Origin of the sequence: Streptomyces sp. NPDC050988 (genome assembly GCF_044456225.1) — a bacterium.
GTDB lineage: Bacteria > Actinomycetota > Actinomycetes > Streptomycetales > Streptomycetaceae > Streptomyces.
Map to the genome: position 1 here is coordinate 19311 of NZ_JBITFQ010000045.1, position 26392 is coordinate 45702.

22 protein-coding genes are annotated in these 26392 nt (G+C 72.4%); 1 reads left to right on the forward strand and 21 read right to left on the reverse strand.

What is annotated here, in order from left to right; translation table 11 throughout:
- Positions 1-4: 4 nt before the first annotated feature.
- The 4 genes from ligD to ACIBEI_RS46535 form a co-directional block, all read right to left on the reverse strand.
- A complete protein-coding gene (gene ligD, locus ACIBEI_RS46520; RefSeq protein WP_398897282.1) occupies positions 5-934 on the reverse strand; it encodes a non-homologous end-joining DNA ligase in 930 nt (309 codons plus the stop codon).
- A 101-nt stretch (positions 935-1035) separates the two neighbouring features.
- Positions 1036-2883, reverse strand: a complete 1848-nt coding sequence (locus ACIBEI_RS46525; RefSeq protein ID WP_398897284.1) for a transketolase — start codon at positions 2881-2883, stop codon at positions 1036-1038.
- The gene (locus ACIBEI_RS46530) at positions 2880-4550 is read right to left on the reverse strand and encodes an FAD-dependent oxidoreductase (RefSeq protein WP_398897286.1); all 1671 of its coding nucleotides are present in this window, start codon (positions 4548-4550) and stop codon (positions 2880-2882) included. The genes ACIBEI_RS46525 and ACIBEI_RS46530 overlap by 4 nt, the downstream gene beginning before the upstream one ends.
- 260 nt (positions 4551-4810) lie before the next feature.
- Complete coding sequence (locus ACIBEI_RS46535; protein ID WP_398897336.1) at positions 4811-5389, reverse strand: phage holin family protein; 579 nt, start codon at positions 5387-5389, stop codon at positions 4811-4813.
- 156 nt (positions 5390-5545) lie between these two features.
- Between ACIBEI_RS46535 and ACIBEI_RS46540 the strand changes: the two genes are divergently transcribed.
- A complete protein-coding gene (locus tag ACIBEI_RS46540; protein WP_398897287.1) occupies positions 5546-5899 on the forward strand; it encodes a VOC family protein in 354 nt (117 codons plus the stop codon).
- Position 5900: 1 nt separating this feature from the next.
- Here the strand turns inward: ACIBEI_RS46540 and ACIBEI_RS46545 are convergent, their stop codons facing one another.
- The 17 genes from ACIBEI_RS46545 to ACIBEI_RS46625 form a co-directional block, all read right to left on the reverse strand.
- Positions 5901-7886 carry a DUF5107 domain-containing protein gene (locus tag ACIBEI_RS46545; RefSeq protein ID WP_398897288.1) on the reverse strand — a complete coding sequence of 662 codons (1986 nt, stop codon included), beginning with the start codon at positions 7884-7886 and terminating at the stop codon, positions 5901-5903.
- A 40-nt stretch (positions 7887-7926) separates the two neighbouring features.
- A complete protein-coding gene (locus ACIBEI_RS46550; RefSeq protein WP_398897337.1) occupies positions 7927-8826 on the reverse strand; it encodes an arginase family protein in 900 nt (299 codons plus the stop codon).
- Between the two features lie 5 nt (positions 8827-8831).
- Positions 8832-9377 (reverse strand): GNAT family N-acetyltransferase, encoded by a 546-nt coding sequence (locus ACIBEI_RS46555; RefSeq protein WP_398897290.1) that lies wholly within the window; start codon positions 9375-9377, stop codon positions 8832-8834.
- Positions 9378-9490: 113 nt separating this feature from the next.
- Positions 9491-9739 carry a DUF1049 domain-containing protein gene (locus ACIBEI_RS46560; protein ID WP_398897292.1) on the reverse strand — a complete coding sequence of 83 codons (249 nt, stop codon included), beginning with the start codon at positions 9737-9739 and terminating at the stop codon, positions 9491-9493.
- 156 nt (positions 9740-9895) lie between these two features.
- Entirely contained in the window at positions 9896-10819 is a 924-nt protein-coding gene (locus ACIBEI_RS46565) for an LD-carboxypeptidase (RefSeq protein ID WP_398897293.1), read from the reverse strand.
- Positions 10816-12795, reverse strand: a complete 1980-nt coding sequence (locus ACIBEI_RS46570; RefSeq protein ID WP_398897294.1) for a prolyl oligopeptidase family serine peptidase — start codon at positions 12793-12795, stop codon at positions 10816-10818. The genes ACIBEI_RS46565 and ACIBEI_RS46570 overlap by 4 nt, the downstream gene beginning before the upstream one ends.
- 6 nt (positions 12796-12801) lie before the next feature.
- Entirely contained in the window at positions 12802-14154 is a 1353-nt protein-coding gene (locus ACIBEI_RS46575) for a M20/M25/M40 family metallo-hydrolase (RefSeq protein WP_398897296.1), read from the reverse strand.
- Positions 14147-14983 carry a M55 family metallopeptidase gene (locus tag ACIBEI_RS46580; RefSeq protein WP_189840910.1) on the reverse strand — a complete coding sequence of 279 codons (837 nt, stop codon included), beginning with the start codon at positions 14981-14983 and terminating at the stop codon, positions 14147-14149. The genes ACIBEI_RS46575 and ACIBEI_RS46580 overlap by 8 nt, the downstream gene beginning before the upstream one ends.
- A gap of 46 nt (positions 14984-15029) precedes the next feature.
- Positions 15030-16847 (reverse strand): immune inhibitor A domain-containing protein, encoded by a 1818-nt coding sequence (locus tag ACIBEI_RS46585; protein ID WP_398897298.1) that lies wholly within the window; start codon positions 16845-16847, stop codon positions 15030-15032.
- Between the two features lie 91 nt (positions 16848-16938).
- Complete coding sequence (locus tag ACIBEI_RS46590) at positions 16939-17616, reverse strand: GntR family transcriptional regulator (RefSeq protein WP_398897300.1); 678 nt, start codon at positions 17614-17616, stop codon at positions 16939-16941.
- An 86-nt stretch (positions 17617-17702) separates the two neighbouring features.
- Complete coding sequence (locus ACIBEI_RS46595) at positions 17703-18704, reverse strand: proline racemase family protein (protein ID WP_398897301.1); 1002 nt, start codon at positions 18702-18704, stop codon at positions 17703-17705.
- 85 nt (positions 18705-18789) lie between these two features.
- Positions 18790-19695, reverse strand: a complete 906-nt coding sequence (locus ACIBEI_RS46600; protein WP_398897303.1) for a dihydrodipicolinate synthase family protein — start codon at positions 19693-19695, stop codon at positions 18790-18792.
- Between the two features lie 64 nt (positions 19696-19759).
- A complete protein-coding gene (locus ACIBEI_RS46605; RefSeq protein ID WP_398897304.1) occupies positions 19760-21205 on the reverse strand; it encodes an NAD(P)/FAD-dependent oxidoreductase in 1446 nt (481 codons plus the stop codon).
- A complete protein-coding gene (locus ACIBEI_RS46610; RefSeq protein ID WP_398897305.1) occupies positions 21198-21506 on the reverse strand; it encodes a (2Fe-2S)-binding protein in 309 nt (102 codons plus the stop codon). Before ACIBEI_RS46610 ends, ACIBEI_RS46605 begins: the two co-directional genes overlap by 8 nt.
- Entirely contained in the window at positions 21503-22681 is a 1179-nt protein-coding gene (locus tag ACIBEI_RS46615) for an NAD(P)/FAD-dependent oxidoreductase (protein WP_398897306.1), read from the reverse strand. The genes ACIBEI_RS46610 and ACIBEI_RS46615 overlap by 4 nt, the downstream gene beginning before the upstream one ends.
- Positions 22682-22888: 207 nt before the next feature.
- Positions 22889-23611, reverse strand: coding sequence for a class I SAM-dependent methyltransferase (locus tag ACIBEI_RS46620; protein WP_398897308.1), 723 nt, complete (start codon positions 23609-23611; stop codon positions 22889-22891).
- Between the two features lie 182 nt (positions 23612-23793).
- On the reverse strand, positions 23794-26241 hold the full coding sequence (locus tag ACIBEI_RS46625) for a SpoIIE family protein phosphatase (protein ID WP_398897310.1): 2448 nt from the start codon (positions 26239-26241) through the stop codon (positions 23794-23796).
- Positions 26242-26392: the final 151 nt, after the last annotated feature.

The following is a 26392-nucleotide window of genomic DNA, read 5'->3' on the forward strand; positions in this document are numbered from 1 at the left end:
GGCCTCAGCCCCGCAGCGCGTTCAGCCGGCGCCGGGCCGGACCGAGCGCGCGCCCTCTGCGGAGCAGCCCCGCCCAGGGGTCGGTGCGGGCCTGCTCGACGGCGTCCGCGAGGGTCCATCGGCGGGGGCCGGTTCCGGGGTCGTCGAGCTGCTCCCAGGTGAGCGGTGTGGCGACCGGAGCACCGGGCTTGGCGCGGACGCTGAAGGGGGCCACCGAGGTCTGGGCGTAGGCGTTGCGCTGGATGTCCAGGTAGAGGCGGTCGCCGCGGTCCTTCTTGCGGGCGGCCGTGGTGAGCCGCTCGGGGTGTGCCTCGGTGAGGGTGTCGGCGACGGCCTTGGCGAACTCCCGTACCTCGTCGAAATCGTGCCGTCCGTCGAGCGGCACGACGACGTGCAGTCCGCGGGAGCCGGTGGTCATCAGGGCGGACGGCAGCCGGAGTTCGTCGAGCAGCTCGCCGAGCAGCCGGGCCGCCTCGCGCACCGGCTCGAAGTCGTCGCCGGAGGGATCGAGGTCGAAGACCAGCCGGTCGGGACGGCCGACCCGGCCGTCCTGGGAGACCCGGGACAGCCATCGGTGCAGGGTCAGACAGGCCTGGTCGGCGACGTAGACGAGGGTCGCGGTGTCATCGCACACGGGGTGCACGACGGTGCCGCCCTCCTTGGGCACCTCGACCCGCCTGACCCAGTCCGGGTCGTGGTCCTGGACGTTCTTCTGCATGAACCGGGGCCCGCCGAGCCCGTCCGGGTACCGCTCCAGCATCAGCGGCCGCCCCCGCAGGTGCGGCAGCATGTACGGGGCGACCTCCCGGTAGTACGCGACCAGGTCGGCCTTCGTGTACTCCTTCGCCGCCCCGTCGCCGGGGAACAGCACCTTGTCGGGCCGGTGGACCTCGACGGTCCGCCGCCCGGCCCGTACGGACCGTGTGCCGGCCATGGTCACTCCTTCCGGACGTCCGTGTCCCGTACGGACCGGGCGGGACGCGTCATCGCATGTACCGGTCGGGACGCGTCATCCCATGTACCGGTCGGGACGGGTCATCGCACGATCGCGTTCTCCACCAGCAGCTTCGCCGAGGCCGCGATCGACTCGGCGTCGATTCCGGCGGCGTGCAGCTGCTCCTCGGGCGAGGCCGAGCCGGGCATGGTGCGCACGGCGAGCCGGACCAGCCGGGGCACGGGGCGTCCGTCGAGGAAGGCGTCGAGGACCGCGTCGCCGAGGCCGCCCTCCTCGTGGTGGTCCTCCACGGTCAGCAGGCAGCCGGTGCGCTCGGCGGCCTCGCGCAGGGTGCGACGGTCCACGGGCTTGACCGAGTACAGGTCGATGACCTGCACGGAGATGCCGTCGGCGGCCAGCGCGTCCGCGGCCTTCAGCGCCTCGTGCACGGTCGCTCCGGCGGCGACGACGGTGAGCCGGTCCTGCGGGGAGACCCGAAGCACCTTGCTGCCGCCGACCGGGAACTCCTCGTTCGGGCCGTACAGGACCGGCATCTCGCCGCGCGAGGTGCGCAGATAGCGGACGCCCTCGCAGCCCGCCATCTCGGCGACGAGCTTGGCGGTCTGGTTGGCGTCGCACGGGTAGAGCACGGTCGAGCCGTGTACCGCCCGGAACATCGCCAGATCTTCGAGACCCATCTGCGAGGGTCCGTCCTGCCCGATCGCGACACCCGCGTGGGAGCCGACGAGGTTGATGCCCGCCCCGCTGACGGACGCCATCCGGACGAAGTCGTGGGCGCGCGTGAGGAAGGCGGCGAAGGTCGACACGTACGGCACCCAGTCCCGCGCGGCGAGCCCGACGGCGGCCGCGACGAGCTGCTGTTCGGCGATGTAGCACTCGAAGAAACGGTCGGGGTGCTCCTTCGCGAAGAACTCGGCGCGCGTCGAGTCGCTCACCTCTCCGTCGAGGGCGACCACGTCTCCGCGCGCGGTGCCGAGCGCGGCGAGCGCCTGCCCGTAGGCGTTGCGGGTGGCGACCTCGTCACCGGTCTCGTAGCGCGGCAGTTCCAGGTGCCCGGCGCGTACGGCGTGGAGCATGCGCGCGGCGGGCGGCTGCCGGACCTCGATGCGGAGGTCGCGCTTTCCGCCGAGCTCCTGGATCGCCTCCTCGGCGTCGGGCAGCGGCTTGCCGTGCAGGCCCTCGCGGTCCTGGACGGACGCGACGCCCTTGCCCTTCAGGGTGCGGGCGATGATCGCGGTCGGCTGTCCGGCGGTGGAGACCGCCTCGCCGTACGCGCGGTCGATCGCGTCCACGTCGTGGCCGTCGACCTCGACGGTGTGCCAGCCGAAGGCCCGGAAGCGGCGGGCGTACGCGCCGAGGTCGTGGCCGTGCCGAGTGGGGCCGCGCTGGCCCAGCCGGTTGACGTCCACGATCGCGACGAGGTTGTCGAGGTGCTCGTAGCCGGCGTGCTCGGCCGCCTCCCACACGGAGCCCTCGGCCATCTCGCTGTCGCCGCACAGCACCCACACCCGGTAGCCGACCCGGTCGAGCCGCTTGCCCGACAGCGCGATGCCCACGCCGACGGGCAGGCCCTGCCCGAGCGATCCGGTGGCCGTCTCGACCCACGGCAGCCGGCGCGGTGTCGGGTGCCCTTCGAGGCGGCTGCCGAACTTGCGGAACGTCATCAGCTCGGTGTCGTTGATCGCCCCGGCCGCCTTGTACGCGGCGTACAGCAGCGGCGAGGCGTGCCCCTTGGACAGGACGAAGCGGTCGTTGCCGGGGTGGGCGGGGCGGTCGAAGTCGTAGCGCAGATGGTTGGCGAACAGGACCGCCACGAGGTCGGCGGCGGACATCGAGGAGGTGGGATGCCCGGATCCCGCCGCGGCGGCCGCGCGGACACTGTCCACGCGCAACTGCTGCCCCAGTTCGGTGAGTTGACGGGTGTTCATGACTCTCCTTCGTCGGGGCGTACGGGGCTGGGGGCGGCGGGCTTGTCGGTGTCGGTGCCCGCCTGGTCGGCGGGGCCGCGAGACGTCGGGCTGTCGGGGGCCGCGCCTGCCGGGCGGGCGGAAGCACTGCCCGCCGGGCGGCTCCCGGCCGGGCCCGCGGGACGGCCGGGAGCCGGAGGCCGGGGGGCGTCGGGATCCCGGGCCGCGAGGGCGTCCGGATCCGGGGCCGGGCGGTTGCCCGGGTCACGCACCGCGGACGCCTCGGCCTTGGGCACCCGGGCCGCCCCGGACCCACCGGGGCCGCCCGCCCCGGAGTCCGCGGGGCTCCCGTCACCGCCCGCGGCGCCCGCCGGCTTCTCCGGGCCGCCCGCCACCCTCGCCAGCTCCGGTGAAGCGGATTCCAGCGGTACCGACCAGGAGCGGACCAGGCCCAACTGGACGCCCTGGCGCGGGAGTACGGCGTCCAGGAGCCAGTCGGCGGCGACCCGGACACGGTTGCCGGGCATCGCGGCGAGGTGGTAGCCGCGGGCGACGGCTCCGGCGAGCGGCCCGGACAGCGGGACGCCGAGCGGGTTGGCGGCGGCCTTCACCCCGCCGAGGTCGACGACGAAGCCGAGGTCGCGGTGGCGGTAGACACGCCGGGTGCCGACGCCGAACGAGGCGGCGACGTTGTGGCCCGCGACCTTGCCGTGCCGCCAGGCGTGCTGCGCGGTCATCGCCGTGTACTCCCCGGGCTTCTCCAGATCGGGCACGGCGGCCGCGTCACCACAGGCGAACACCTCGGGATGGCCCGGGACTTGGAGGTACGGGTCGACGAGCAGCCGGCCTCGCTCCATCGGCCGCCCGACCCCTGCCACCAGTGGATCGGGCCGCACACCCACGCACCACACGAGGGTCCGGGTGTCGACGAACTCCCCGTCGCTCAGCCGCACTCCCGTCGACGTGGCCTCCTCGACGGACGTACCGGTGCGCACGTCGACACCACGCTCGCGCAGCACGCGGTCGGCGGTGCTCGACAGCCGTTCGTCGAGTTCGGGCAGCACGCGCGGGGCGATGTCGAGCAGCAGCCACCGCGGCCGCATCCCTTCCCTGAGCGGCCGCTTGCGCACCAGCTGGTCGGTGAACAGCTGCCCCTGCGCGGCGACTTCGGTGCCGGTGTATCCCGCGCCGACCACCACGAAGGTGCAGCGCGAGGAACAGTTCTTGGAGTCGTCGGCGGCGGCCGCGAGTTCGATCTGCCGGGTCACGTGGTCACGCAGGTACAGCGCCTCGGGCAGTCCGCGGAAGCCGTGCGCGTGCTCGGCGACACCGGGTACGGGCAGCAGTTTGTTGACGCTGCCGACGGCCAGCACGAGCCGGTCGTACGACAGGGTGCCGCCGTCGCCCTCGGGGTCGGTGTAGTGCACGGTCCGCGCTTCGAGGTCGATGCCGTCGGCCTCGCCCAGCACCAGCCGTACGCGCGGCAGGGTGCCCGTCAGCGAGACGGTGACGCGGCGCGGCTCCAGGACACCCGCGGCGACCTGGGGCAGCAGGGGAAGATAGAGAAAGTAGTCCGTGGGGTTCAGCAAGACGATGTCGGCCTTGTTCCGGGTCAGCCGGGAGAGGGTGCGCGCCGTCTGGTATCCGGCGAATCCTGCTCCGACGATCACGACACGAGGTCGGCTCATGGGGCGCCTCCGGCGGAGTCATCCTTCAGGGCCTTCCGCGTCCCCCCGGCAGGGACGCCGAAACGTCGAGATCCACGCGATCCCCGCGCGAGGGCGTTTCGCGCCGGGTGCCGGGCAGACCGGAGGGCCGGCGGGACCCGTCGGGCTCGGTTCCGGCCGTGCGGGGCCGCGGACGGTGTCTCCTCCCGATTGTCCGGGGCGCGGCCCGTCACCGCATCCCGCGCGACGGAGGCGCACCGGTTCGGTACGCCTCCGTGGGGTCACCGGGCCGGGTGATGCGGTCCCTCGGAATCCGTCGCGCCCGCTACCGGGGGCGTGCCCGCACCGGAGGGTCCGGGCGCCGCGCTCACGCCGCCGGGGGCGACGGGCGCAACGGAGGGGGCGGGCGGGGCAGGCGGGGCGGAGGGCCCGGCGAGCCCGCCGGGCGGCGTGCCGGGAGCCGTGCTGCCGGCGACCCTCGTACTCTGCTCCTCGGCGGCCTGCGCCGCGGCGGCCCGCCCCTCAGCGGTGCGTCCCTCGGCGGCCTGCGTCGGCGCGGGCCGGGGTGCCGTCGGCCTCGCCGCGTTCCGCAGCGCGTAGGCCCCGGCCCCGAGCAGGACGGCGGTGATCAGCGCGGCCACCCAGTCGGGCAGCCCGAGCGCCAGGACGAGGCCCACGGTCAGCGCGAGGGCCGCGCCCGCGTACAGGGCGACGGCGCCGGACGCCGCGTACAGCGAGGCCGTACGGCGCTGCTTGAGGGTCTGCTCCCGCAGTTCCTCGCGTATGGCGTCGCGGGCCACCTGTGCCATTTCGTCGACCAGGTGTTTGTCCAGATGTTCCAGATGTTCCAGATGTTCCATGTGTTCGATGCGGTCCATGGCGGCCGGGTACCCGCGCCCCTTCGCCCGTAACGCCGGGCGCCTCCGGCTCCGTTCGCCCGGCAGGACCCCGGCCCGCGTCCCGGGATCCGTACGAAACGATCTCGTTCCCGGCCGGCCCCAACTAGGCTCGTCCGCATGGACATTCTGGGAGCCACGCTGCGCATCTGCGTCGACGACCTGGAGACTGCGGTCCCCTTCTACGAGAAGCTGGCGGGCGGACCGGCGCTCCGCTTCGAGCGCGGCGGGGTCTCCGTCGCCGCCGTCGGCTGCTTCTTGTTGATGAGCGGACCGGAGTCGGAGTTGGAGGTGCTCCGCAAGGTCTCGGCGACCATCGCCGTGACGGACGTCGACGAAGCCCACCGGGTGCTCACCGACTCGGGCGCCCACGTTGTGGCGGGCCCGGTGGCGACACCGGTGGGCCGCAACCTGATCGCGATGCACCCGGACGGCTATATCTACGAGTACGTGGACCGCCGCGCGGCCGAGTAGGTCACCCGGCGCCGTCGGAGCCGGGCGGCCGCATCCGGAAGTCGTAGCGCGCGGGCAGCGGTTCGTCGGTGATCCGGGACCAGAGCACCCCGATCGCCTCGGCCCCTTCACGCAGGTCGGCGACCTCGAACCCCGCGTCGAAGACGGCGCGTGCCGCGCCCCTGTCGCCCTCGGCGAGCAGCAACTCCGCCTCGATCAGCCGGAACCGGCCGCGTTCGCGGGTCGCCGGGCGCAGCCGCTCCCACACGGAGCGCGCGTCCGCCGTCCGCCGCACCGCGAGCAGCGCGGCGATCGCCTCCCGCCCGAGCGCGGCCGTGGCGGCCGTCCAGACCTCCCCGTCGTCGCGCCGCTCCCGGCACAGGTCGTCGAAGGCTTCCGTGTACCGGTCGGCGGCCCGTTCCCGGTTGCCCGCCTCCTGGTCGGCGACGGCGAGGCAGCGCAGCAACGGCCAGAGGGACGGGGCGAGTTCCAGGGCCCGCTCCCAGCTGCGCACGGCCTGTGCGCGGTCGTCGGCGTGCCACTGGGCGACGCCCAGGTGGTACTCGGAGAGCGGCTTCGCGGGTGCCGTCTCCAGCATGTCCCGCCAGTGCCGGGCGACGAGCGTCTCCCCGGGCGGTGCCACCCGGCGCGGCTCCGGGAAGGCCCCGGAGCGGAGCAGCTCCAGCCAGGGCGCCTGCGCGTCTCCGAGCGTGTCCTCCTCGAAGGGTGTGCCGGGCAACTTGAGGTCGCCGCGCAGGACTTCGAGCGCGCCCCAGCCGGATCCGACGGCCAGCACCTCACCGGGTTCGGTGTCGGCGGACGCCCGCCAGTTCTCGTACGCCGTCTCGAACTCCCCACGTGGCAGGACCTGTTGGAGCCGTTCCTCGACTCCCGAGCGGGCCGCGGCCCAGTCAGGGCCGTGCACGGTCTCCGCGTCGGCCGTCAGCGGTCCGTACGCCTCCAGCCATGCCACCTCGCTCTCGGCGTCGAGGCGGAGGTGCTCCAGCTGGGTGCGGGCGAGCCCGGCCTGGATCTCGCAGTAGCCTCCGGTGCCGGGCTCGGTGAGCCACTCCTGCCAGCGCCGGCCGCCGGTGCCCGACCCCCACACGAAGAGCTTGCGTCCGCGGAGCGCGTCGGTGGACGTCTGCACGAGCCCCTGCCCCGTCTCGTCCAGGGCGGCGATCCAGCGCCGCTGCCCGTCGGGCACCTCGTAGAAGTAGTCGGCCGGGTGCTCGCCGCGCAGCGGGTACGTCCGGTCGGCGCCCTCGCACTCCGGAACCGGCACCCGGCGCAGCCGCCGCTCGTAGCCGAAGTGCCAGGCCTCCTCGGCGGGCGCGAGCACCCGGCGCTCCTCGGGGACGGCGGTGTTGGACCACCAGTAGAGCGGCGCGGCCTTCTCGTGCGGATTGCGGACGCGTACGCCGACGTACAGGAAGTCGGAGCCCTCGGGCAGCCACAGGTCGACCTGGAACGGCAGGTCGCGCAGCCGTTCCCACTCCCACAGGCGCAGCATCTCGCCTCCGTCGGGAGCGGTGACGCGGGCCGCGTGCAGGGGTGCGCAGGCGAGGGTCGAGTGGCCGGTGGCGCCGATGTTCCATTCGATGCCGCCGGAGAACCAGGCGCCGTTGAGCGCGAAGTCGGCGGGCTGCAACACCGGGTTGCGGTAGAGGAGTTCACGGTCGGACGGCTTGTGGAAGAGGGACACGACACGGCCGCCGTGGCCGGGCAGCACGGTCGCGCGCAGCCGGTCGTTCTCGATGACGAGCGCCTCGACCTCGCGGGGTGCCCGCGTTCTCCCGTATCCGTCGCGGACCCGTTCGGGCAGGAGGCTGCGCAGTGGCTCGTAGCCGATCTGGCGGGCCATGTCGCGGGGCAGGCCGTCACGTTCCCGCTCGTCCACGTGGTGCGTCTCGTCGAGCGGACGCAACGGAGGGAGCGGGTTGGTGGGGCCCAACTCCGCGACCGGCAGCGTCAGTACGTCACGTCGGATGGTCGTCACGTCGACCATGGAACAGCGTGGACGGCGAGCCGACCAGGGGCACTCCCGGTCAGGATTGCGCAAAGGCCGCGACGACGATGTCGGCGAGCAGTGCGCCGGCGGTCCCGTCCGGGTCCAGGTCGGGGTCGTAGATGGTGACGTTGAAGCCGACGCAGTGCGGTGAGTTCACCAACGGCCGCAGCAGCGCGGTGAGTTCGTCGGGCAGCAGTCCGCCGGGGTCGGGGCTGTCGACGGCGGGCATCACGGACGGGTCGAGCACATCGGCGTCGAGGTGCACCCAGAAGCCGTCCAGCTCGGGCACGTCGAAGGCTTGGGCGGTGGCCCGGGCCAGGGCGTCGGCGCCCCACTCGCGCACATCGCCGACGGTCACCGTGGGGATCTTCAGCGCGGCGAGTTCGGCCCGGTCCTCCTCGAACTCGTCCCGGATACCGAAGAACCGCACGTCCTCGTCCCGCAGATAGGGCTTCAGCCCCTCCAGATCCGTCAGGTCGTCCTGCCCGCGCCCGGTCGCCAGGGCCACCTCCTCGCCGCCCGCCGCGCCGACCCTCTCGGAGTTGCCCGGGTGCCGGAAGTCGTGGGAGGCGTCCACCGCAACGAGCCCGTACCGGCCGATCCGCCGCAGCGCGAGCGAGGCGCCGAGCTGGATGGAACAGTCGCCGCCGAGGACGACGGGCAGTTCCCCGGCCCGTACATGCCCTTCGATGCGGTCGGCGAGCTTGCGGGTGTAGGTGGCGATCGCGGCGGCGTTGAAGACTCCGTCGCCCTCCTGCCAGTCGCCCCGGTCGTAGCGCGGCGGTACGACCACGCCGCCCTCCAGGGCGCCCAGCCTCCGCACGATCCGCTGCTCGCGCAGGGCTCCGGCAAGCTTGTAGCAGCCGGGGACGGTGCCCGGGGCCGGTGGGCGAAGGCCCAGGTTCGACGGGGCGTCCAGGACGACAAGGCTCCGGATGGGACTCATGTTCGAATCATATCGGCGGTGACGGCCCATCGTTCGTGGTCCCGCCAGGCCCCGTCGATGAAGAGGAACTCCGGCGAGAAGCCCTCCAGACGGAAGCCGCAGCGGCGGGCCAGGGCGATCGAGGCGGCGTTGTCCGGCTGCACGTTGATCTCCAGCCGGTGCAGTCCGAGCCCGCCGAACGCGTACCGCACCACCAGGTCGAGCCCCTCCCCCATCAGTCCGCGTCCGGCCGCGTGCGCGAAGGCCCCGTAGCCGAGCGCCCCGCACTGGAAGGCGCCCTCGACGATGTTGTTGATGTTGATGAACCCGGCGATCCCTCCGCCGTCCCTCTCACAGACCAGGAACCCGGCCTTCGTCGGGTCCTCGATCAGCCGCCCCGCGTACGAGGCGTAGGCGGTCGCGTTGGCCGGCGGGAACAGCCAGGGCTGGTGCAGCGCCTTGCTCTCGCGGGCCCGGGCGACGAACTCGGCACCGTCCTCGGGGGTGTAGTGACGTATGCCCACGCGGGTGCCTTCGGCGAGGTATGGGGTCGTGCCGTCCATCCCACCACGGTACGCGCCGGGATGGAGAACCTGCGGGTCCGGTGGGGGCTGGGCGCGCAGTTCCCCGCGCCCCTTGAAGGGGCGAGGCCCCCTTCAAGGGGCGCCCCGGGCGGTCAGCTTCGGCGCTTCATGAAATACGCCCCGCACAGCGCGCCGATCACCGTCGTGCCGAGGAGTGCCATCCACAGGGGCATGGTGACCTCGGGGATCAGCAGGCGGATCTTGGTGGCGCGGGTGTTCTCGAAGATGAAGATCAGCGCGAGCACGGCCAGCGCGATGACGGACACCCGCCCGGGCGTCATCAGGGTCCCGCCGCCTGCCTTGCCGCCGCCACCGCTGCTCTCCGAGGTCTTCGGGCTCATGCGCCCAGGATGGGCCGGGGAGCGGGACTCACGCGCGGTGAGAGGTTCCTCCGGGTGAGGCAGGGGGCCACAGGGGTGACTCGACCGCCAGACCGTCATGGCCCTCACGGTCGTCTCCGGCATCACGGCACGGCCGTTCACCCGCGTCAGGCCACGTCAGGCCAGCGCCGGCACGTCCAGTGTCAGCGTCCCGGCCTCGGCGTCCAGCTCCGCCGGTACCCCGAAGGGGACCGTCAGCGCCCCCTCGCAGTGTCCGAAGCCGAACTCCTCGGCGATCGGCACCCCGAGCCCGCCGAGCCGGTCGAGGACGAGGGCCCTGATCCGGTCGTACGGGTCGCATCGCTCCCAGGAGCCGAGCAGGATCCCGGTGACGCCGTCGAGCCAGCCGGCGCGCAGGAGTTGGGTCAGATAGCGGTCCAGGCGGTAGGTCTCCTCGTTCACGTCCTCCAGGCAGAGGAGGCCGCCGCGCGCCGAGGGCCGGGCGTGGGGTGTGCCGAGGTCCGCGGCGAGCAGGCTGAGGCAGCCGCCGAGGAGGACGCCCCTGGCCCGCCCCGGCACCAGCGCGCCCCCGCGCGAGTGCAGGGTCCGCACCGACTCCGGTTCGAAGAGCGTCGCCCTCAGATGTTCCTGGGCGCGGGCGTTCTTGACGAAGTCGATGCCCGCTGCCATCGGGCCGTGCAGTGTCACGAGCCCCAGCCGGGTCGCGAAGGCCTCGTGCAGGGCCGTGATGTCGCTGAAGCCGAGGAACACCTTGGGGCCGACGGCCCGCAGCGCGTCCCAGTCGAGCAGCGCGGCCATGCGCTGCACGCCGTAGCCGCCGCGGGCGCACAGCACCGCGTCCACGCTCGGGTCGCACCAGGCGGCCTGGAGGTCGGCGGCCCGGTCGGCGTCGGTGCCCGCCAGGTAGTCGAACGTGCCGTGCCGGTCGAGGACATGGGGTGCCACGACCGGTTCCAGGTCCCAGCCGCGCAGGATGTCGAGGCCCGCCTGCAGCCGCTCCTCGGGCACGGGACCGCTCGGCGCGACGACGGCGACACGGGCTCCGGGAGCCAGCCGCCGAGGTCGCACAAGTGCCTTCACTTGGCGAGTTCCAGGGTGGGGACGCCGGGCGGATTCAGGCCGAACACCTGGGCGTACAGGGAGAGTTCGGACTCCAGGGCGCGCACCATCGTGTCGGCCCGCCGGAAGCCGTGGCCCTCGCCCTCGAAAGCGATGTAGGCGTGCGGCAGCGGCCGCGCCCGCTCCTCCATCCTCGCCAGGAACCGCTCGCACTGCGCGGGCGGGCAGATCACGTCGTCGAGGCCCTGGAGGAGAAGGAAGGGCACGGTGACGCGGTCGGCGTGCTCGGTGGGCGAGCGCTCGGCGTACCGCCCGGGGACCTCGGCGAGCGGTCCGACCAGGGTCTCCAGGTACTGGGACTCGAAGTCGTGGGTCTCGCCCGTGCCCCAGCCCGCCAGGTCGAGGATGGGGTAGATGATGGTCCCGCAGGCGTACACGTCGGTGCTCACCAGGGACGCGGCCGTCGTCCAGCCGCCCGCGCTGCCGCCGCGGACGGCGAGCCGGTCGCGGTCGGCGGTGCCCTCCTCGGCCAGGGCGAGCGCGACAGCCGCGCAGTCCTCGACGTCCACGACACCCCACTGCTCGCGCAGCCGGTTGCGGTACTCGCGGCCGTACCCGGTGGATCCGCCGTAGTTGACCTCGGCGACGCCGATGCCGCGCGAGGTGAAGTACGCGATCTGCAGGTCGAGAACGAGCGGGGCACGGCCGGTGGGGCCGCCGTGCGCCCAGACGACGTACGGCGGGAGTTCGTCGCCGGGGGCGACATGGCCGGGGTGGTGCGGCGGGTAGATGTGCGCGTGGATCTCGCGCCCGGCGGGCCCGCTGAACGTACGGATCTGCGGTTCCGGGTAATAGGCGGGGTCCACCGGGTCGTCGTGCGGGGCGCCGACGACCCGTGCCCGGCCGGTTCGGGCGTCCAGTTCGACGACCTCGTAGGCGCTTCTCGGGCTGGCCGCGACGGCGGCGACCCGGCTGCCGTCGGCGGCGAGCGTGGCCGCGTACTCGGTCCAGGGTCCGGCCGCGTCGACGACCTCGCCGGTCTCGGGGTCGAGGATGCCGAGCGCGGTGGCGCCCCGGCCGTGCACGACGGCGATCAGTCCGCTGTCCAGCGGCGCGAACCAGCGGCGGCCGACCGTCCACAGCGGCCCGGCGAACTCCTCATCGCGGGTGCAGATCGGCTCGCCGTCGCGGTAGAGGTTCCACCAGCCGGAGCGGTCGCTCGCGTACAGCAGGGTGCCGTCGGCGGACCAGTCGGCCTGGGCGATCGACTCGTCGGGGCCGCCTGCGGCCTTCCGGGCCCCCCGGAACGTGCCGTCGGAGCCGACCTCGGCCACCATCAGTTCTGTCCCGTCCCACGGCATCCGCGGGTGGTCCCAGGCCAGCCAGGCCGCGCGCCGCCCGTCGGGCGAGATACGCGGTCCGGTGACGAACCGGTGCTGCCCGTCGGTGAGTTCACGTACCGCGTCCTGGTCCTGCGCGGCCGAACCGTCCAGCGGCACCGCGGCGACGACCCGGCGCACGTCGGTCGGCCCGTCGCCGGTGAACTCCTCCAGTACGCACCAGACTTCGCCCAGTTCGAGACGCATCCGCAGATCCACCCACCGCAGTCCGCCGCCCACCGGCGACACGGGGGTCAGGGGGCGCGGCTCCTTGTCGGGGCGGGCGGGCTCGTACGCGTACAGCCGCTGGTCGGCGAAGTTGACGAAGACCACCAGCGGGCCGTCCTCGCCGACCGCCCCGGCCCAGGGGTGTCCGCCGTACTCCATGACGCGGCTGCGCACGTTCCACGGGGCGGCCAGGACCGATTCCTCGGTGCCGTCGGCGCGGCGGCGCACCAGGGTGCGGCGGCCGCCCTCGGTGGGCCGGGGCTCGGTCCACCAGATCTCGTCGCCGACGAAGCCGACGAAGTCGGGGTGTCCGTCGTGCGCGGCGGCGAGCGACGCGTCGATGGGCGAGGGCCAGGAACCGTAGGCCAGGGTCTGCACGATGTCCCCCATTTTTCCCTAGGCCGTGCGCAGAAAGCGGTCGAGTACCCGGACGCCGAAGTGCAGCGCCTCGACGGGCACACGTTCGTCGACCCCGTGGAAGAGGGCCTGGTAGTCGAAGCCCGGCGGGAGCTTCAGCGGCGCGAATCCGTATCCGGTGATGCCGAGGCGCGAGAACTGCTTAGCGTCTGTGCCGCCCGACATGCAGTACGGCACGACATGCCCCTCGGGCGCGAACTCCTCCACAGCGGCACGCATGTTGGCGTACGTCGTCGAGTCCACCGGTGCCTGCAGAGCCACCTCACGGTGGTGGAACTCCCACTCCACGTCCGGACCGGTGAGATGGTCAAGGGTCGCGCGGAACTCGTCCTCGGTGCCGGGCAGATAGCGCCCGTCGACGAACGCGACGGCCTCCCCCGGAATCACGTTGACCTTGTAACCGGCGTTCAGCATGGTCGGGTTGGCGCTGTTGCGGACGGTCGCCTCGACTAGCGAGGCGGCAGGACCGAGCTTGTGCAGCAGAACATCCACATCGTCGAGGTCGGGCGCGATGCCGTACACCGCGGCCATCTCGGTGAGCGCGGCGCGGACCGTCGGGGTGAGCCGTACGGGCCACTCGTGGGCGCCGATCCGGGCGATCGCCGCGGTGAGCCGGGTCACCGAGTTCTCCCGGTTCACCTTGGAGCCGTGACCGGCCCGGCCGCGTGCGGTGAGCTTCAGCCAGCCGGTACCGCGCTCGCCCGCCGCGACGGGATACAGCTCGCGGCCCGAGCCGTCGTGGAAGGTGAAGGCGCCGGACTCGCTGATGCCCTCGGTGCACCCCTCGAAGAGCCCGGGATGCTCGTCGGCGAGGAAGCCCGAGCCGTCCTCGGCGCTGGCCTCCTCGTCGGCGGTGAAGGCGATCACGATGTCACGCCGGGGGCGCACGCCCGCGCGGGCCCACTGCCGTACGACCGCGAGGATCATCGCGTCCATGTTCTTCATGTCGACCGCGCCCCGGCCCCAGACGACCCCGTCACGGACCTCCCCGGAGAACGGGTGCACGCTCCAGTCCTCCGCCTGCGCCGGTACGACGTCCAGGTGACCGTGGACGAGCAGGGCGTCGGCGGACGGGTCGGTGCCCTCCAGGCGCGCGACGACGTTCGCACGCCCCTTCGTGCGCTCCAGGAGTGTCGGCTCCAGGCCGGCCTCGGCGAGCAGCGCGGCCGCGTACTCGGCGGCCGGCCGCTCCTGGCAGTCCCCGCCGCCGCGGTTGGTCGTGTCGATCCGGATGAGGTCGGAGGTGAACCGGACGACCTCGTCGAGGGCCTGCCCGTCGACCGCTCCGCCCTTGGCCGTGTGCTCGTCGGTCACGCCCCTGCTGTCAGCCATAGGTCTCCTCCACGGCGGCCGAGACGATCGTGGTGACCGCCTTGAAGGTACGAATGCCCTCGTACATGGTCGGGCTGGTGTACGCGACCTTCCGCTCCCCGATGCGCTCGACGCCCGGGACGACGGTGGCCGCCATCGCGAGGTGCTCGGCGTCGAACTCCAGCGCCACGGTGAACGGGCCGCCGTCCACGGGCTCGTGCCGCACCGCGAGCCGCGTGGCCTCCTTGGCGGCGGCGCGGATGTCGGACGCCGTACGCGCCGGTGTGCGGCACACGGCCGCGTACCGCGAGACATGGTCCTTGACGGCGACCTTCAGCGCCTCGGGGGCGTAACCGAGCGCGTCCTCGCAGGCCACGTCGTCGCCGGTGACGAGGACGACGGGGACGCCGTACTCGGCGACGACGTGCGCGTTGAGCAGGCCCTCGCTGGCGCGTACGTCGTTGATCCAGACGCCGGTGATGGAGTTGGCGAGGTAGGTGTGGGCGAGGACGCCCTCCATGCCCGCTCCCGCGTGGTAGCCGACGAAGGCGATGCCGTCGACGTCGCCGTGCTGCACGCCCTCCACCATGGACAGCGACTTGTGCCGCCCGGTGAGCATCTGCGCCCGCTCGTCCAGCTGCTCCAGGAGCAGGTTGCGCATGGTCCAGTGGGCCTCGTTGATGAGGACCTCGTCGGCGCCGCCGTCGAGGAAGCCGAGGACCGCCGCGTTCACGTCCGAGGTGAACATCGACCGGCACCGCTCCCACTGCGGTGTGCCCGGCAGGACGTCCGCCGGCCAGGTCACCCCGGTGGCGCCCTCCATGTCGGCGCTGATGAGGATCTTTGCCATGCTCCAGTTGTATCGCAGTCGGGAGGAGCCCCACAGGGGAGGGCGGTCAGCCGGACGAACCGACCGAAACCTTCACTCGGCCGTCGGTGTACTCCTCGTCCACGGTGACCGTGGTGCCGTCGGGTCCCGCGAGGACCGGGACACCCGGCCGGGACGGGATCGTCGTCTCCACGCCGTTCTGGTGGAAGGTGAGCGGAAGGGTGGGCCGGCGGCCGAAGGGGGCGTCGTACGTCTGGAGGCGGCCCCGGATCACGGACCCTGAGGTGTCCAGGGCGGGCTCGGCGTGTGCGTCGACCGGCAGGATCTGACCGTGGCCCCCGTTCGCCTTGGTCCTGTTGTCCCGGTACTTGGTGTTCCAGTACCAGATCAGCGTGCCGCTCTCGTAGTGCAGGCGTTCCTTGAGCCTGGGAAGTGTTGAGCGCCAACCCAGTTGGAACGGACCGGACTTGAGGTACGTGTCCTCGCCGACGTACTGCCGGTTCTCGACGACGTAGTAGCGCGCGTTGCCCTCCGCGTCCGCGGGGAGCTTCACCAGGAGGGCCTCCTTGCCCTGCGTGGAGGAGTGGACCGACAGCGGGTTCAGGACGACGGTCGAGGCCGTACCGGCCTGCGCGGTCGCATGGTCTAGCCAGCCGAGCCGCAGTTTGGCCCAGGCGCCCAAGTCGGCGGGGTGGACGGACAGTTCGGCCTCCTCCGACAGCAGTGAGCCGTGCGACATGACCGACCAGAAGCCCGTCGAGTTCTCGCCGCCGGAGGTGTCGTACAGATCGGGCAGCCCCAGGTCGTGGCCGTACTCGTGGGCCAGCGTGCCAAGTCCCCTGTTCTCGTTGGTCATTGTGTAGTCGTTGACCCAGATGCCCGAGTCGCCGACCTGACTGCCGCCGTCCCTGTTTCCGTTGGCGGGGCCCAACTTGCCCGCACCGGACTGGAGATAGCTGACGGAGCCGCGGTGGGAGCCGATGGCATCGGTGCCGTTGACACCGCCTCCATTGGCCTGCGACTCCCCCGCGAACGTGACCATCACGCGGTCGAGATAGCCGTCGGGTTCGTTGAAGATCCCGTCCCGGTCGTGGTCGTTGCGGTCCCAGGTGTCGTACGTGGCAAGGTACTTGGCCAGCGACGCCACGGTCCGGCCCCTCGCGCGCTGGTCCTCGTACCAGCTGTTGAGGCCGTCGGTGACGAGCTGCTCGTTGCAGTAGTACGTCGAGACGGCGACGCCGTTCTTCCGGCAGGTGTCGGTGCCGTAGCGCGCGAGGGGGTGGTCGACGCGGGTCCAGTCGTGGACGGTGCCGGTGATCGAGTAGACGCCGCTGGACTGTCGCTGGAGGTACGACCTGAGGGTGTCGCCCGCGGTCTCGTCCGCCGTGCCGAAGATCTGCCGCTGGTAGTAGGCACGGCTGTAGTCCCGGGTCCACACCGTGGCGTTGTCGGTGGTGCGGTCGGGCTGGGGGATCCGGTTGTGCGTGTAGTCGCCGAACTCCACCGGCAGCACGAAGATCCGGTCCGCGGTGCGGGCCGTCTCCGCGTACGAGCCCTCGCGGTACTCGATCCGCTGCGAGGAACCGCGCGTCTCGGGCGTCGCCTCCCCGGCTGCGACCTTGGCGACGGCGAGAGCCTGGGCGCGCTGCGTCCGTTCGCCCCTCTCGCTCAGCAGATCGTGGTTGGGGGCCTCCGCGGCGGCCCCGGACTCCGGGGAGGCGGCCGCGACGGGGTCGGCGGCGAACGCGGCGGAGGCGCCCGGGGCGGGGACGGCCAGGGCGGCGACAGCGGCTGCGGTGGCGACCAGGGACCCTCGGAGGCGCGGGGATCCGCGGAGGAACGCGGATCTGCGGAGGAGCGGAGACCTGCGGATGCGCTTGCTCAACGTGCGTCCTTCTCGCGGCTGCCGGGGCGCACTCAGGAGAGCATGGAGGTGCGGATGAGGCGGGTTGCCCGGCAGCGTGTCGCCGCCGAGGTCACTCGGCCGCCCACAACCCCCGTACGTGTCCGAGGTGACGGGTCATGACGTCCCGTACCGCCTCCTCGTCGCGGGCGATGAGCGCGTCGAGGATGTCCAGGTGCTCCGCGGCGGAGGCCTCCAGGCGGCCCGCCTTCACCAGCGCGTGCAGCCCGTAGAGGCGGGAGCGCTTGCGGAGGTCGCGGACCACCTCGACCAGGTGGTCGTTGCCCGCGAGGGCGAGGAGGCCGAGGTGGAAGCGCATGTCCGCCTCGACGTGCGCGATCAGGTCACCGGTCGCGGCCGCCGTGACGCTCTCCTCGGCGGCCGGGCGCAGCGCCTCCAGGGCGACGGGGTCGGCGGTGGCGGCGAGCGCGACGGTCGTGGGGATCTCGATGAGCGAGCGGATGTGCGTGTACTCGTCGAGCTGCTTCTCGGACACGGCCGTGACCCGGAAGCCCTTGTTCGGCACGGTGTCGACCAGGCCCTCCTTGGCGAGGTCGAGCATGGCCTCGCGGACGGGAGTGGCCGAGACACCGAAGCGGGCGGCGAGGCCCGGTGCGGAGTACACCTCGCCCGGACGCAGTTCCCCGGCGATGAGGGCGGCCCGCAGCGCGTCCGCGACTCTCTCGCGGTAGCTGGGCTTCTTGCCGCCCAGCGTGGGCAGGGCGGGGGCGCTGGCGCGCTGGGCGGGCATCGGGGGGTCTCCTTGGAACGGGCGGTGCGTGAGGTGGAGCGGCGGTGCGTGGGGCTGGGTGGGAATCTCGCGAGGTTCCGGGGGCTTCAGAGGACGAAGCCCGCCGGGAACGGGTCGCTGGGGTCGAGCAGATACTGGGCCGTGCCGGTCACCCAGGCACGCCCGGTGAAGCTTGGCAGCACGGCCGGGATCCCTGCGACCTCGGTGGTGTCGAGGAGCCGGCCGGTGAAGTGGGTGCCGATGAAGGACTCGTTCAAGAACTCGGTGTTCAGGGGGAGTTCGCCGCGTGCGTGCAGCTGCGCCATGCGCGCGGAGGTGCCCGTACCGCAGGGTGAGCGGTCGAACCAGCCGGGGTGGATGGCCATCGCGTGCCGCGAGTGCTGGGCCGTCGAGCCCGGCGCGGTGAGCTGCACATGGTGACAGCCCCGGATGGACGGATCCTCTGGGTGGACGGGCTCCGCCTCGGCGTTGATGGCGTCCATCAGCGAGAGCCCGGCCACCAGGATGTCGTCCTTGCGGGCCCGGTCGAAGGGCAGCCCGAACTGGTCGAGCGGCAGGATCGCGTAGAAGTTTCCGCCGTACGCCAGGTCGTACGTCACAGTCCGCCCGTCGGCGAGCTGAATCTTGCGGTCCAGGGCGACGGAGAAGGACGGCACGTTCTTGAGCGTGACCGCCTTGGCGGCGCCGTCCTCCACCGCCACCTCGGCGACGACGAGCCCCGCCGGGGTGTCGAGGCGGATGGTGGTCACCGGTTCGACGACCTCGACCATGCCGGTCTCCACGAGGACGGTCGCGACCCCGATGGTCCCGTGCCCGCACATCGGGAGGTAGCCCGACACCTCGATGTAGATGACGCCGTAGTCGCAGTCCGGACGGGTCGGCGGCTGGAGGATCGCACCGCTCATCGCCGCGTGGCCGCGCGGCTCGTTCATCAGCAACTGCTTGATGTCGTCGCGGTGTTCACGGAAGTACAGCCGTCGCTCGTTCATGGTCGAACCCGGGACCGTGCCGATGCCTCCGGTGATCACCCGGGTCGGCATGCCCTCGGTGTGCGAGTCGACGGCGTGCAGGACGAGTTTGCTGCGCATGGGGCTCCCTGGGTGAGGTCTCCTACGAGGCAGAGATCGAGGCCGCGAGCCTTCGGGCCGACGTCCGGGATTGCAGGACAGCGGCTCAGGCGAGCCCGGCAGCGACAGCCCTCTCGGTGGCCTCGCGCACGGCCTGCTCCTGCTCGGGAAGGAGCGGCACGCGCGGCGCCCGTACCGGACCGCCGTGCCGCCCCACGATGTCCATCGACAACTTGATGGCCTGCACGAACTCGGTCTTCGAGTCCCAGCGCAGCAAGGGGTGCAGCTGGCGGTAGAGCTTGCCCGCGGTGTCCAGGTCTCCCGCGACGGCGGCGCGGTACAGCGCGACGGACGCGGAGGGCAGCGCGTTCGGGTAGCCGGCCACCCAGCCCTTGGCCCCGGCGACCGCCAGTTCCAGCAGTACGTCGTCGGCGCCGATCAACAGGTCGAGTTCCGGGGCGAGTTCGGCGATGCGGTAGGCACGGCGTACGTCACCGGAGAACTCCTTCACCCCGTGGATGTACCCCTCGCCGTGCAGCTTCGCGAGCAGCTCGGGCACGAGGTCGACCTTGGTGTCGATGGGGTTGTTGTACGCGACGACCGGCACGCCCGCCTTGGCCACCTCCGCGTAGTGGGCGAGGACCGAGCGCTCGTCGGCGCGGTAGGCGTTCGGCGGCAGCAGCATCACGGAGGCGCAGCCCGCGTCGCGCGCCTGCTCTGCCCAGCGGCGGGCCTCGGCGGACCCGTACGCGGCCACGCCCGGCATCACGCGCCGCCCGCCGATCGCGGCCACCGCGGTCTCGACGACCTGTGCCCGCTCCTCGGGGGTGAGCACCTGGTACTCACCGAGCGAGCCGTTCGGTACGACCCCGTCACAGCCGTTCTCGACGAGCCACGTGCAGTGCTCCGCGTACTTGTCGAGGTTGACGGAGAGGTCGTCGTTCAGCGGGAGGGCGGTGGCGACGAGGACGCCGCGCCAGGGGCGGTTGTCGGTGACGTTGTCATCGGTCATGAGGGGTCCCATCCGGTTTCGGTAGACGGATTTCAGTGGACGGTTTTCGGTGGAGGGTGACGCGTCATGAGGGTTCGCCGGGCTCTCGAGCCAGCACCCCGAGGGGCACCGGCCGGGCGAACGGCCGTCGGGAGGGTGTCTCCGGACAGCGCGCGAGCCCTGCCACGGCAGGCCCGCACATCCGTCCCTGGCACCAGCCCATCCCGGCCCTGGTCAGCAGTTTCACGGTGCGTACGTCCCCGGCGCCCAGCTCGTCCACGGCCTCCCGGATCGCGGAGGCCGGCACCTCCTCGCACCGGCACACGACGGTGTCGTCGGTGACCTGCTCGGTCCAATGGGCGGGCGGGGCACAGACCGTGTCGACAGCGGCGAAGAACTCCCGCAGCCCAGCACGCGCCTTGGCCGCCGACGCGTACGAACTCCTTTCGGGAGTACGGGAGTCGAGCCGCGCCGCGATGGACAGTCCGGCGATCCGGCCCTCGGCCGAGGCGAGGGCCGCGCCGCCGATCCCCGTAGCCTCGCCGGCGGCCCAGACGCCGTGCACGTCGGTGCGCTGTTCGTCGTCCACGGCGACGGCGACCCCGTCGAGACGGCAGCCGAGCGCTTCGGCGAGGTCGGTGTGCGGGAGCATGCCGTGGCCGACGGCGAGGGTGTCGCAGGGGACCCGCCGCCCCGTTCCCGGCCGGACCCGTCCGTCACGGTCGAGGGCGGCGACGGTGACGGCTTCGAGCCGGCCGGTGCCGTGCGCGGCGACGACGGTGCTGCTGACCTGGGCCCTGACGCGGTGGCGTGCCAACTCGGCCGCGTACCGGGCGCCTTCGGCGAGTTTCGCGGGATGGGCGGCGAGCACGCGGGCCTGCCGGGCGAGGTTCCGGGGATCGGCGGACTCCACGAGGGCCGCGACCTTCGCCCCGGCCGAGGCGAGCCCGACGGCCACGGGCAGCAGCAAGGGCCCTGTCCCGGCCACCACGGCGGTACGCCCCGGCAGCACGAGCCCGCCCTTGAGCATGGCCTGCGCCCCACCCGCGGTGACCACTCCGGGGAGGGTCCAGCCGGGAAAGGGGAGCACCTTCTCGTACCCACCGGTGGCGAGCAGTACGGCGTCCGCGTGAACGGTGACGGGCTCCTCCTGCTCGGGCCCGAGCAGAGCGTGGACGGTGAAGGAGTCCTGGCCGGTGTCATCGGCAGTGCTCGGTGGCTCCGGTCGCCGGGAGGTGCCGGACTGCCGTTCCACGAACCACACATGATGATCCGTCAGGTGAGTGACGCGGCCTGCGGCGATGTGCGCCGCGAGTCCGTCCCGAAGCCGTTCCCAGGTACGCCACTGGTGATGCAGGGCTTGCGGACGGCGGGCCCCGAGCCCCGGAGCGGTCTGTCGGTAGAACTGCCCGCCCGCCTGCGGGGCGGAGTCGACCAGGGTCACCCGCACACCGCGAGCCGCGGCGGCGAGGGCGGCCGTGAGTCCGGCGGGGCCGGCACCGATCACCGCGAGGCGGCGTCGTTCAGTCATGGTGACCGGTCCCTTCCTGCGTGCGGATCACGTCCCCGGCCTCGGCGGGCACCAGACAAGCCCGTTGGTTCACCCGCCCGTTGACGCTCACCAGGCAGTCGAAGCACACCCCGATGCCACAGAAGACTCCGCGCGGCTCGCCGCTCCCCCGGGTCGTACGCCAGGACGTGATGCCCGCCGACCAGAGCGCGGCGGCGACCGTCTGACCGGGCAGGACGGTGATCTCCCGGCCGTCGAAGGTGACGGTGAAGGCGGGCCCGGGCCGGGCGTCGGCCAGGTCGAGCGGCGTGCGGGGCGTCACGGGGCCTCCTCGGTCACCGAATCCGGAAAGCGGTCCGGGCGGAACGGCGCGAGGTCCAGATCGGGGGTCTTCTCCGCCAGCACCTGGGCGATCAAGTGGCCCGTCCCGGTGGCGAGTCCGATGCCGGCGCCCTCGTGCCCGCACGCGTGGAAGAGCCCGGGCACGCGCGCGTCCGGCCCGATCGCGGGCAGGTGGTCGGGCATGTACGGACGGAAGCCGAGGTAGGCGCGCATGGCCCTGACCTCCGCAAGGAAGGGGAACAGCCGGGTCGCCCCCGCCGCGAGCGCCCGGGCGACGGGCAGGGAGAAGGAGCGGTCGAAGCCGACCCGTTCCCGGCTCGCCCCGATCAGTACCGGTCCCGCCGCAGTCCCCTCGACCACCGGGGAGGTCTGCAGCGCGGCCGAGTCACTGGCCACGTCGGCCACGTAGTCGGCGGCGTACACCTTGTGCCGCACCCGGCGGGGCAGCGGCTCGGTGACCAGGACGAATCCACGCCGGGGCAGCACGGGCAGGGACACCCCGGCCAGCGCGGCCAGCTCCCCGCCCCAGGTCCCGGCGGCGTTGACCACGGCAGGAGCGTGCACATCACCATGAGATGTCCGGACTCCACGCACCGCCCCGGCCGCCGTGCGCAGCACCTCCGTGACCGTCCACCCGGTCCGCAACCCGGCACCGGCCGCGCGGGCGAGTCGTACGAGATGGGCGGCGGCCAGTGTCGGCATCACCTGGGCGTCCTGCGGATAGAGGACCCCGCCCGCGAGCCCCTCCGCCAAGCAGGGCTCCAGTTCATGGAGTTCACCGGCGCCGACGGACATGGCCTCGACACCGGCTGAGCGCTGCCCGACGGCAAACAGCTCCAGCGCCGCGAGCCCCTCAGGCGCGGATGCCACGACGACCCCACCCTTGGCCTCGTACTCGACGGCCCCGGCCACTCCGGTCTCGGCGGCAAGATCGGCCCACAACCGCCCAGAGAGCAGGGCGAGTTCGAGCTCGGGCCCCGGTTCCTTGTCCGAGACGAGCAGGTTCCCCTCCCCGGTCCCGGTCGTACCCCCGGCCACCGGCCCCCGGTCCACCAGGACGACACTCAGCCCCGCCCGAACGGCGTACAAAGCACTGGCCGCCCCGACCATCCCGGCCCCGACGACCACAACATCGCAGGTCAGCGACTTGGTCACGCCAGTACTATGTCACATACCTCTGGAGGGGCCAAGGGTGCGCCCACTTGCGTTCAGCACGCGTCGCGACGCTCGGACCCGATCACCGGCGCCTCTTCGGGCGTGCGGCAACCTGCGCCCCGATAGGGGCGCGGGGAACTGCGCGACCAGCCCCCACACACCCGCACCCGACCGCGATCCACACCGGCGCCCCACAACCCCCGACAGTCAGCCGCGCCCCACCACAACCCACTTCGACGGCAACTCGATCCGCGTACCGTCCGCCAGGAACTCCGTCGTCACAAGCGGCAACTCCCCACTCGCCAGCACGGCGAGCCCCGCAGCCCGCAGATACTCGGGCACGGCGGCGTCAGCCACTTCCCCCGGCGCGATCCCATGCCGAAACACGGGCGCCAGCTTGGCCGGCGGCCCACCGGGCCCCTGCGCAAGCCCCCGCAGGATCACCCCCGCCGCCTCCGCAAGCTCGACGACAAAGGCCCGCCCCCGGTCACCCACAAGGGCGGCAAGCCCATCGACCAACGGCTGCCGATCGTCCGGCTCGCACTGATGCAGAACACCCCGCATGTACACGTTCGCGTCACCCAGCTCCGCGTGCAGCGTCTCGGCCTCGGCCTTCTCGGCCGCGTCGAACAGCCGGTAGGAGGCCTGCCCGGCCGGGTCCGCGAGCCGGGCGTGATCGAGGGCGGCAGCCGACAGATCGGCACCGATGACCCGCGGATATCGGTCGGCGAGGAACCGGGTCTGGGTCCCGTTGCCGCAGCCGAGGTCCACGAGAGGCAGGCCGGGCGCCGCCAACTGCGGTTCGAACAGCCCGAGGTGGATCCCCGCCGTAACCGCGGGCTCGGCGTCCCAGAAGACGGCCCCCTGCTCGCCGGGGGCCTCCCGCCAGAAGCCCTCCCAGGCCTCTCTGTACCGAGTCGTCACACTCATGCCAGCTCCCCAGGACGCGACCACGGACCGCCGAAAAGTGACGGGCAGTCCGGTTTATCGCGCCCGGCGTGAAGCGACAAGCGGGCGGCGCACACCTTCACCGCTCATTCGACTGCCGCACGCCGATGTGCGCCCCTCGTGCCCCTCGTTCCCCAAGAAACAGGCGGTACGGCCGACAGCGGCTAGCGACCCGGCAGGGGCAACTCGAACCACACCGTCTTGCCGGAACTCGTCCGGCTGGTCCCCCACTCGCGCGCCAGTGTGCTGACCACACGCATCCCGCGCCCGAACTCGTCGAGCCGGCGCGTGCTGAGCAGCGTCGGCAGGGTGTGGTCGTCGTCGTCCACCTCGCACAGCAGCGTCTCGCCCCGGACGAGCCGCAGCTCGATGGGCCGGCTGTGGGAGTGCCGTACGGCGTTGGTGACGAGTTCGCTGACCATCAACTCGGTCGAGTCGACAAGGGAGTTCAGCCCCCACACGTGAAGCTGTTCGCGGACCACTGAGCGTGCCCTGCCGACCTCCGTCCGGTCGTGGCCGATCCGCCACTGGGCGACGTCCTCGGGCTCGATGCCGTTGAGCCGGGCCATCAGGAGCGCCACGTCGTCCTTGCGTCCGCCGCGGGTGTTGAGTGCGCGGATGATGGTGTCGCAGGCGTCGTCCATGGAGGCGGCCGGGTGCGCGGCGGACTCGCAGAGCGTGGCGAGTCCGACACCGATGTCCTCACCGCGGACCTCGACCAGTCCGTCGGTGCACATCACGAGCCGGTCGCCGGGCGCAACCCGGACCTCTACGGACTCGAAGGGCACTCCGCCGACGCCGATGGGCGCTCCCGTGGGCAGGTCGAGCAGATCGCTGCGGCCGTCCTCGGCGCGGACCAACACTGGTGGGATATGGCCCGCGTTGGCTATCCGCAACTCGCTCCTGATGGGGTCGTACACCGCGTACAGGCAGGTCGCGAGGTAGTGCTCGCCGAGGCGCTGCGCCAAGTCGTCGAGGTTGCGCAGGAGTTGGGCCGGCGGCAGGTCGAGGGCAGCCATGGTCTGGACGGCGGTGCGCAACTGGCCCATCATCGCGGCCGAGTTGAGCCCGTGCCCCATGACGTCGCCGACGACGAGCGCGGTCCGTGACCCGGGCAGCTTGACCGAGTCGAACCAGTCGCCGCCGACCCGTCCGAGCAGCGTGCCCGGCAGATAGCGGGTCGCGATGTCGCAGCCCGCCATGCGCGGCGCGATGTGCGGCAGCATGCTGTCCTGGAGGGTCTCGGCGACGCTCTCCTGGTACGTGTACATCCGGGCGTTGTCGAGCACGAGCCCGGCGCGGGCGGCGAGTTCGGCGCCGGTGACGCGGTCCATGTCGTTGAACTCGACGCGCTCGGGGTGCCGCAGCAGGATCATGAAGCCGAGGACCACGTTGCGGGCCTTGAGGGGCACGACCAGCATGGAGCGGCCCGTGATGAGGGGCCGGATGTCGCGCTTCTCGAACTGCGCGGCGATCATGTGCCCCATCTGCTCGCTGATGCGGGGCACGAGGACGGGGTCGCCGGTGGTCATGCACTGGAAGAACGGGGTGTGGGCCGGGAACGGCATGGCCTCGCCGACCGGCACGACGTCGTCCCAGCGGCCCGGTTCGTCCGTGTGCTCCACGGCGACCCGGTGCCACATGGTGGTCGTGTCGGGCACGCCCTCGGGGAAGCCCTCACCCGCGACGACCTGCTCGCGGAGGTAGGTGCCGGCCACGTCCGTGAAGCGTGGGACCACGGCCCGGCTGACCTCGACGATGGTGCGGGACAGGTCGAGCGAGGTGCCGATCCGTCCGCTGACCTCGTTCAGGAATTCCAGACGCTCACGGACGGCGGCGTATTCGAGGTCTTCGCCCTCGTCGTCCGCCTCCTGTGGCAGGGGCGCGCCGGATGCGACCGCCGCAGCCGCCCGCTCCTGACGCGCCTTGCGCTCGGCGCGCCGGGGCACGCCCCAGTCGGGAGTGACGGGCACCCGGTCGTTCTGGCTGAACTCCAGGACGGGATAACCCAGTTCGAGGACCTGGGCGACGATGCGGGCGCTCTCGCCGACGCTCATGCTGGGCAGGATCTCGGGCAGCCTGCGGGCCAGTTCGTCGGCGCCGGGGAAGTCGGTGTGCAGCGCGAACCCTGGTGCGATGCGCTCCATGGTCAGCCCCACGCCGGTGTCCTCGTGGCGCAGCCCGCCGGCGTCGGCGGCGAGCACCAGCAGCCGCTCCGGGCCCGGCCCCACCAGGGGATACGCCCACCACAGCACATCGATCCGGTCACTGTCGGGCGCCGACAACCGTGCGCGCCCCGCCGCCGGATAGGACAGCCGCCCGTCGAGGGACGACTCCAGGTCGGGCCCGAGACCGTCGTACGGCGAATACGCCCCGTAGGGAGCGACCTCGTCGTCGTCGGGCAGGGCACCGGACACGGGCAGCAGATCGACTGCCGGCCGTCCGACCGCCTCGTCCTTGGCGGCCCCGAACAGCCGCCGGGCGCCCCGGCTCCAGTGCGAGACCAGGCCTTCACGGTCGACGACCACCACGGCCAGCGGAATCCGGCCCGCCGCGACCCCGTTCCCGCCCGCACGGCCGTGAGCTGTGCCCCTCTCGGTGCCACGGTCCATGGCCCAGGCCCTCTCTCCCCACGGTCCGCAAGATCTGTACCGTCACAACCACGGTACGTCCGCGCCTGGTTGCCATGTGTGGCATTGACCTAAATAACTCCGGCGCACACCAGCGCCCCGACAGGGGCGTCTTTCAAGGGGCGCGGGGAAC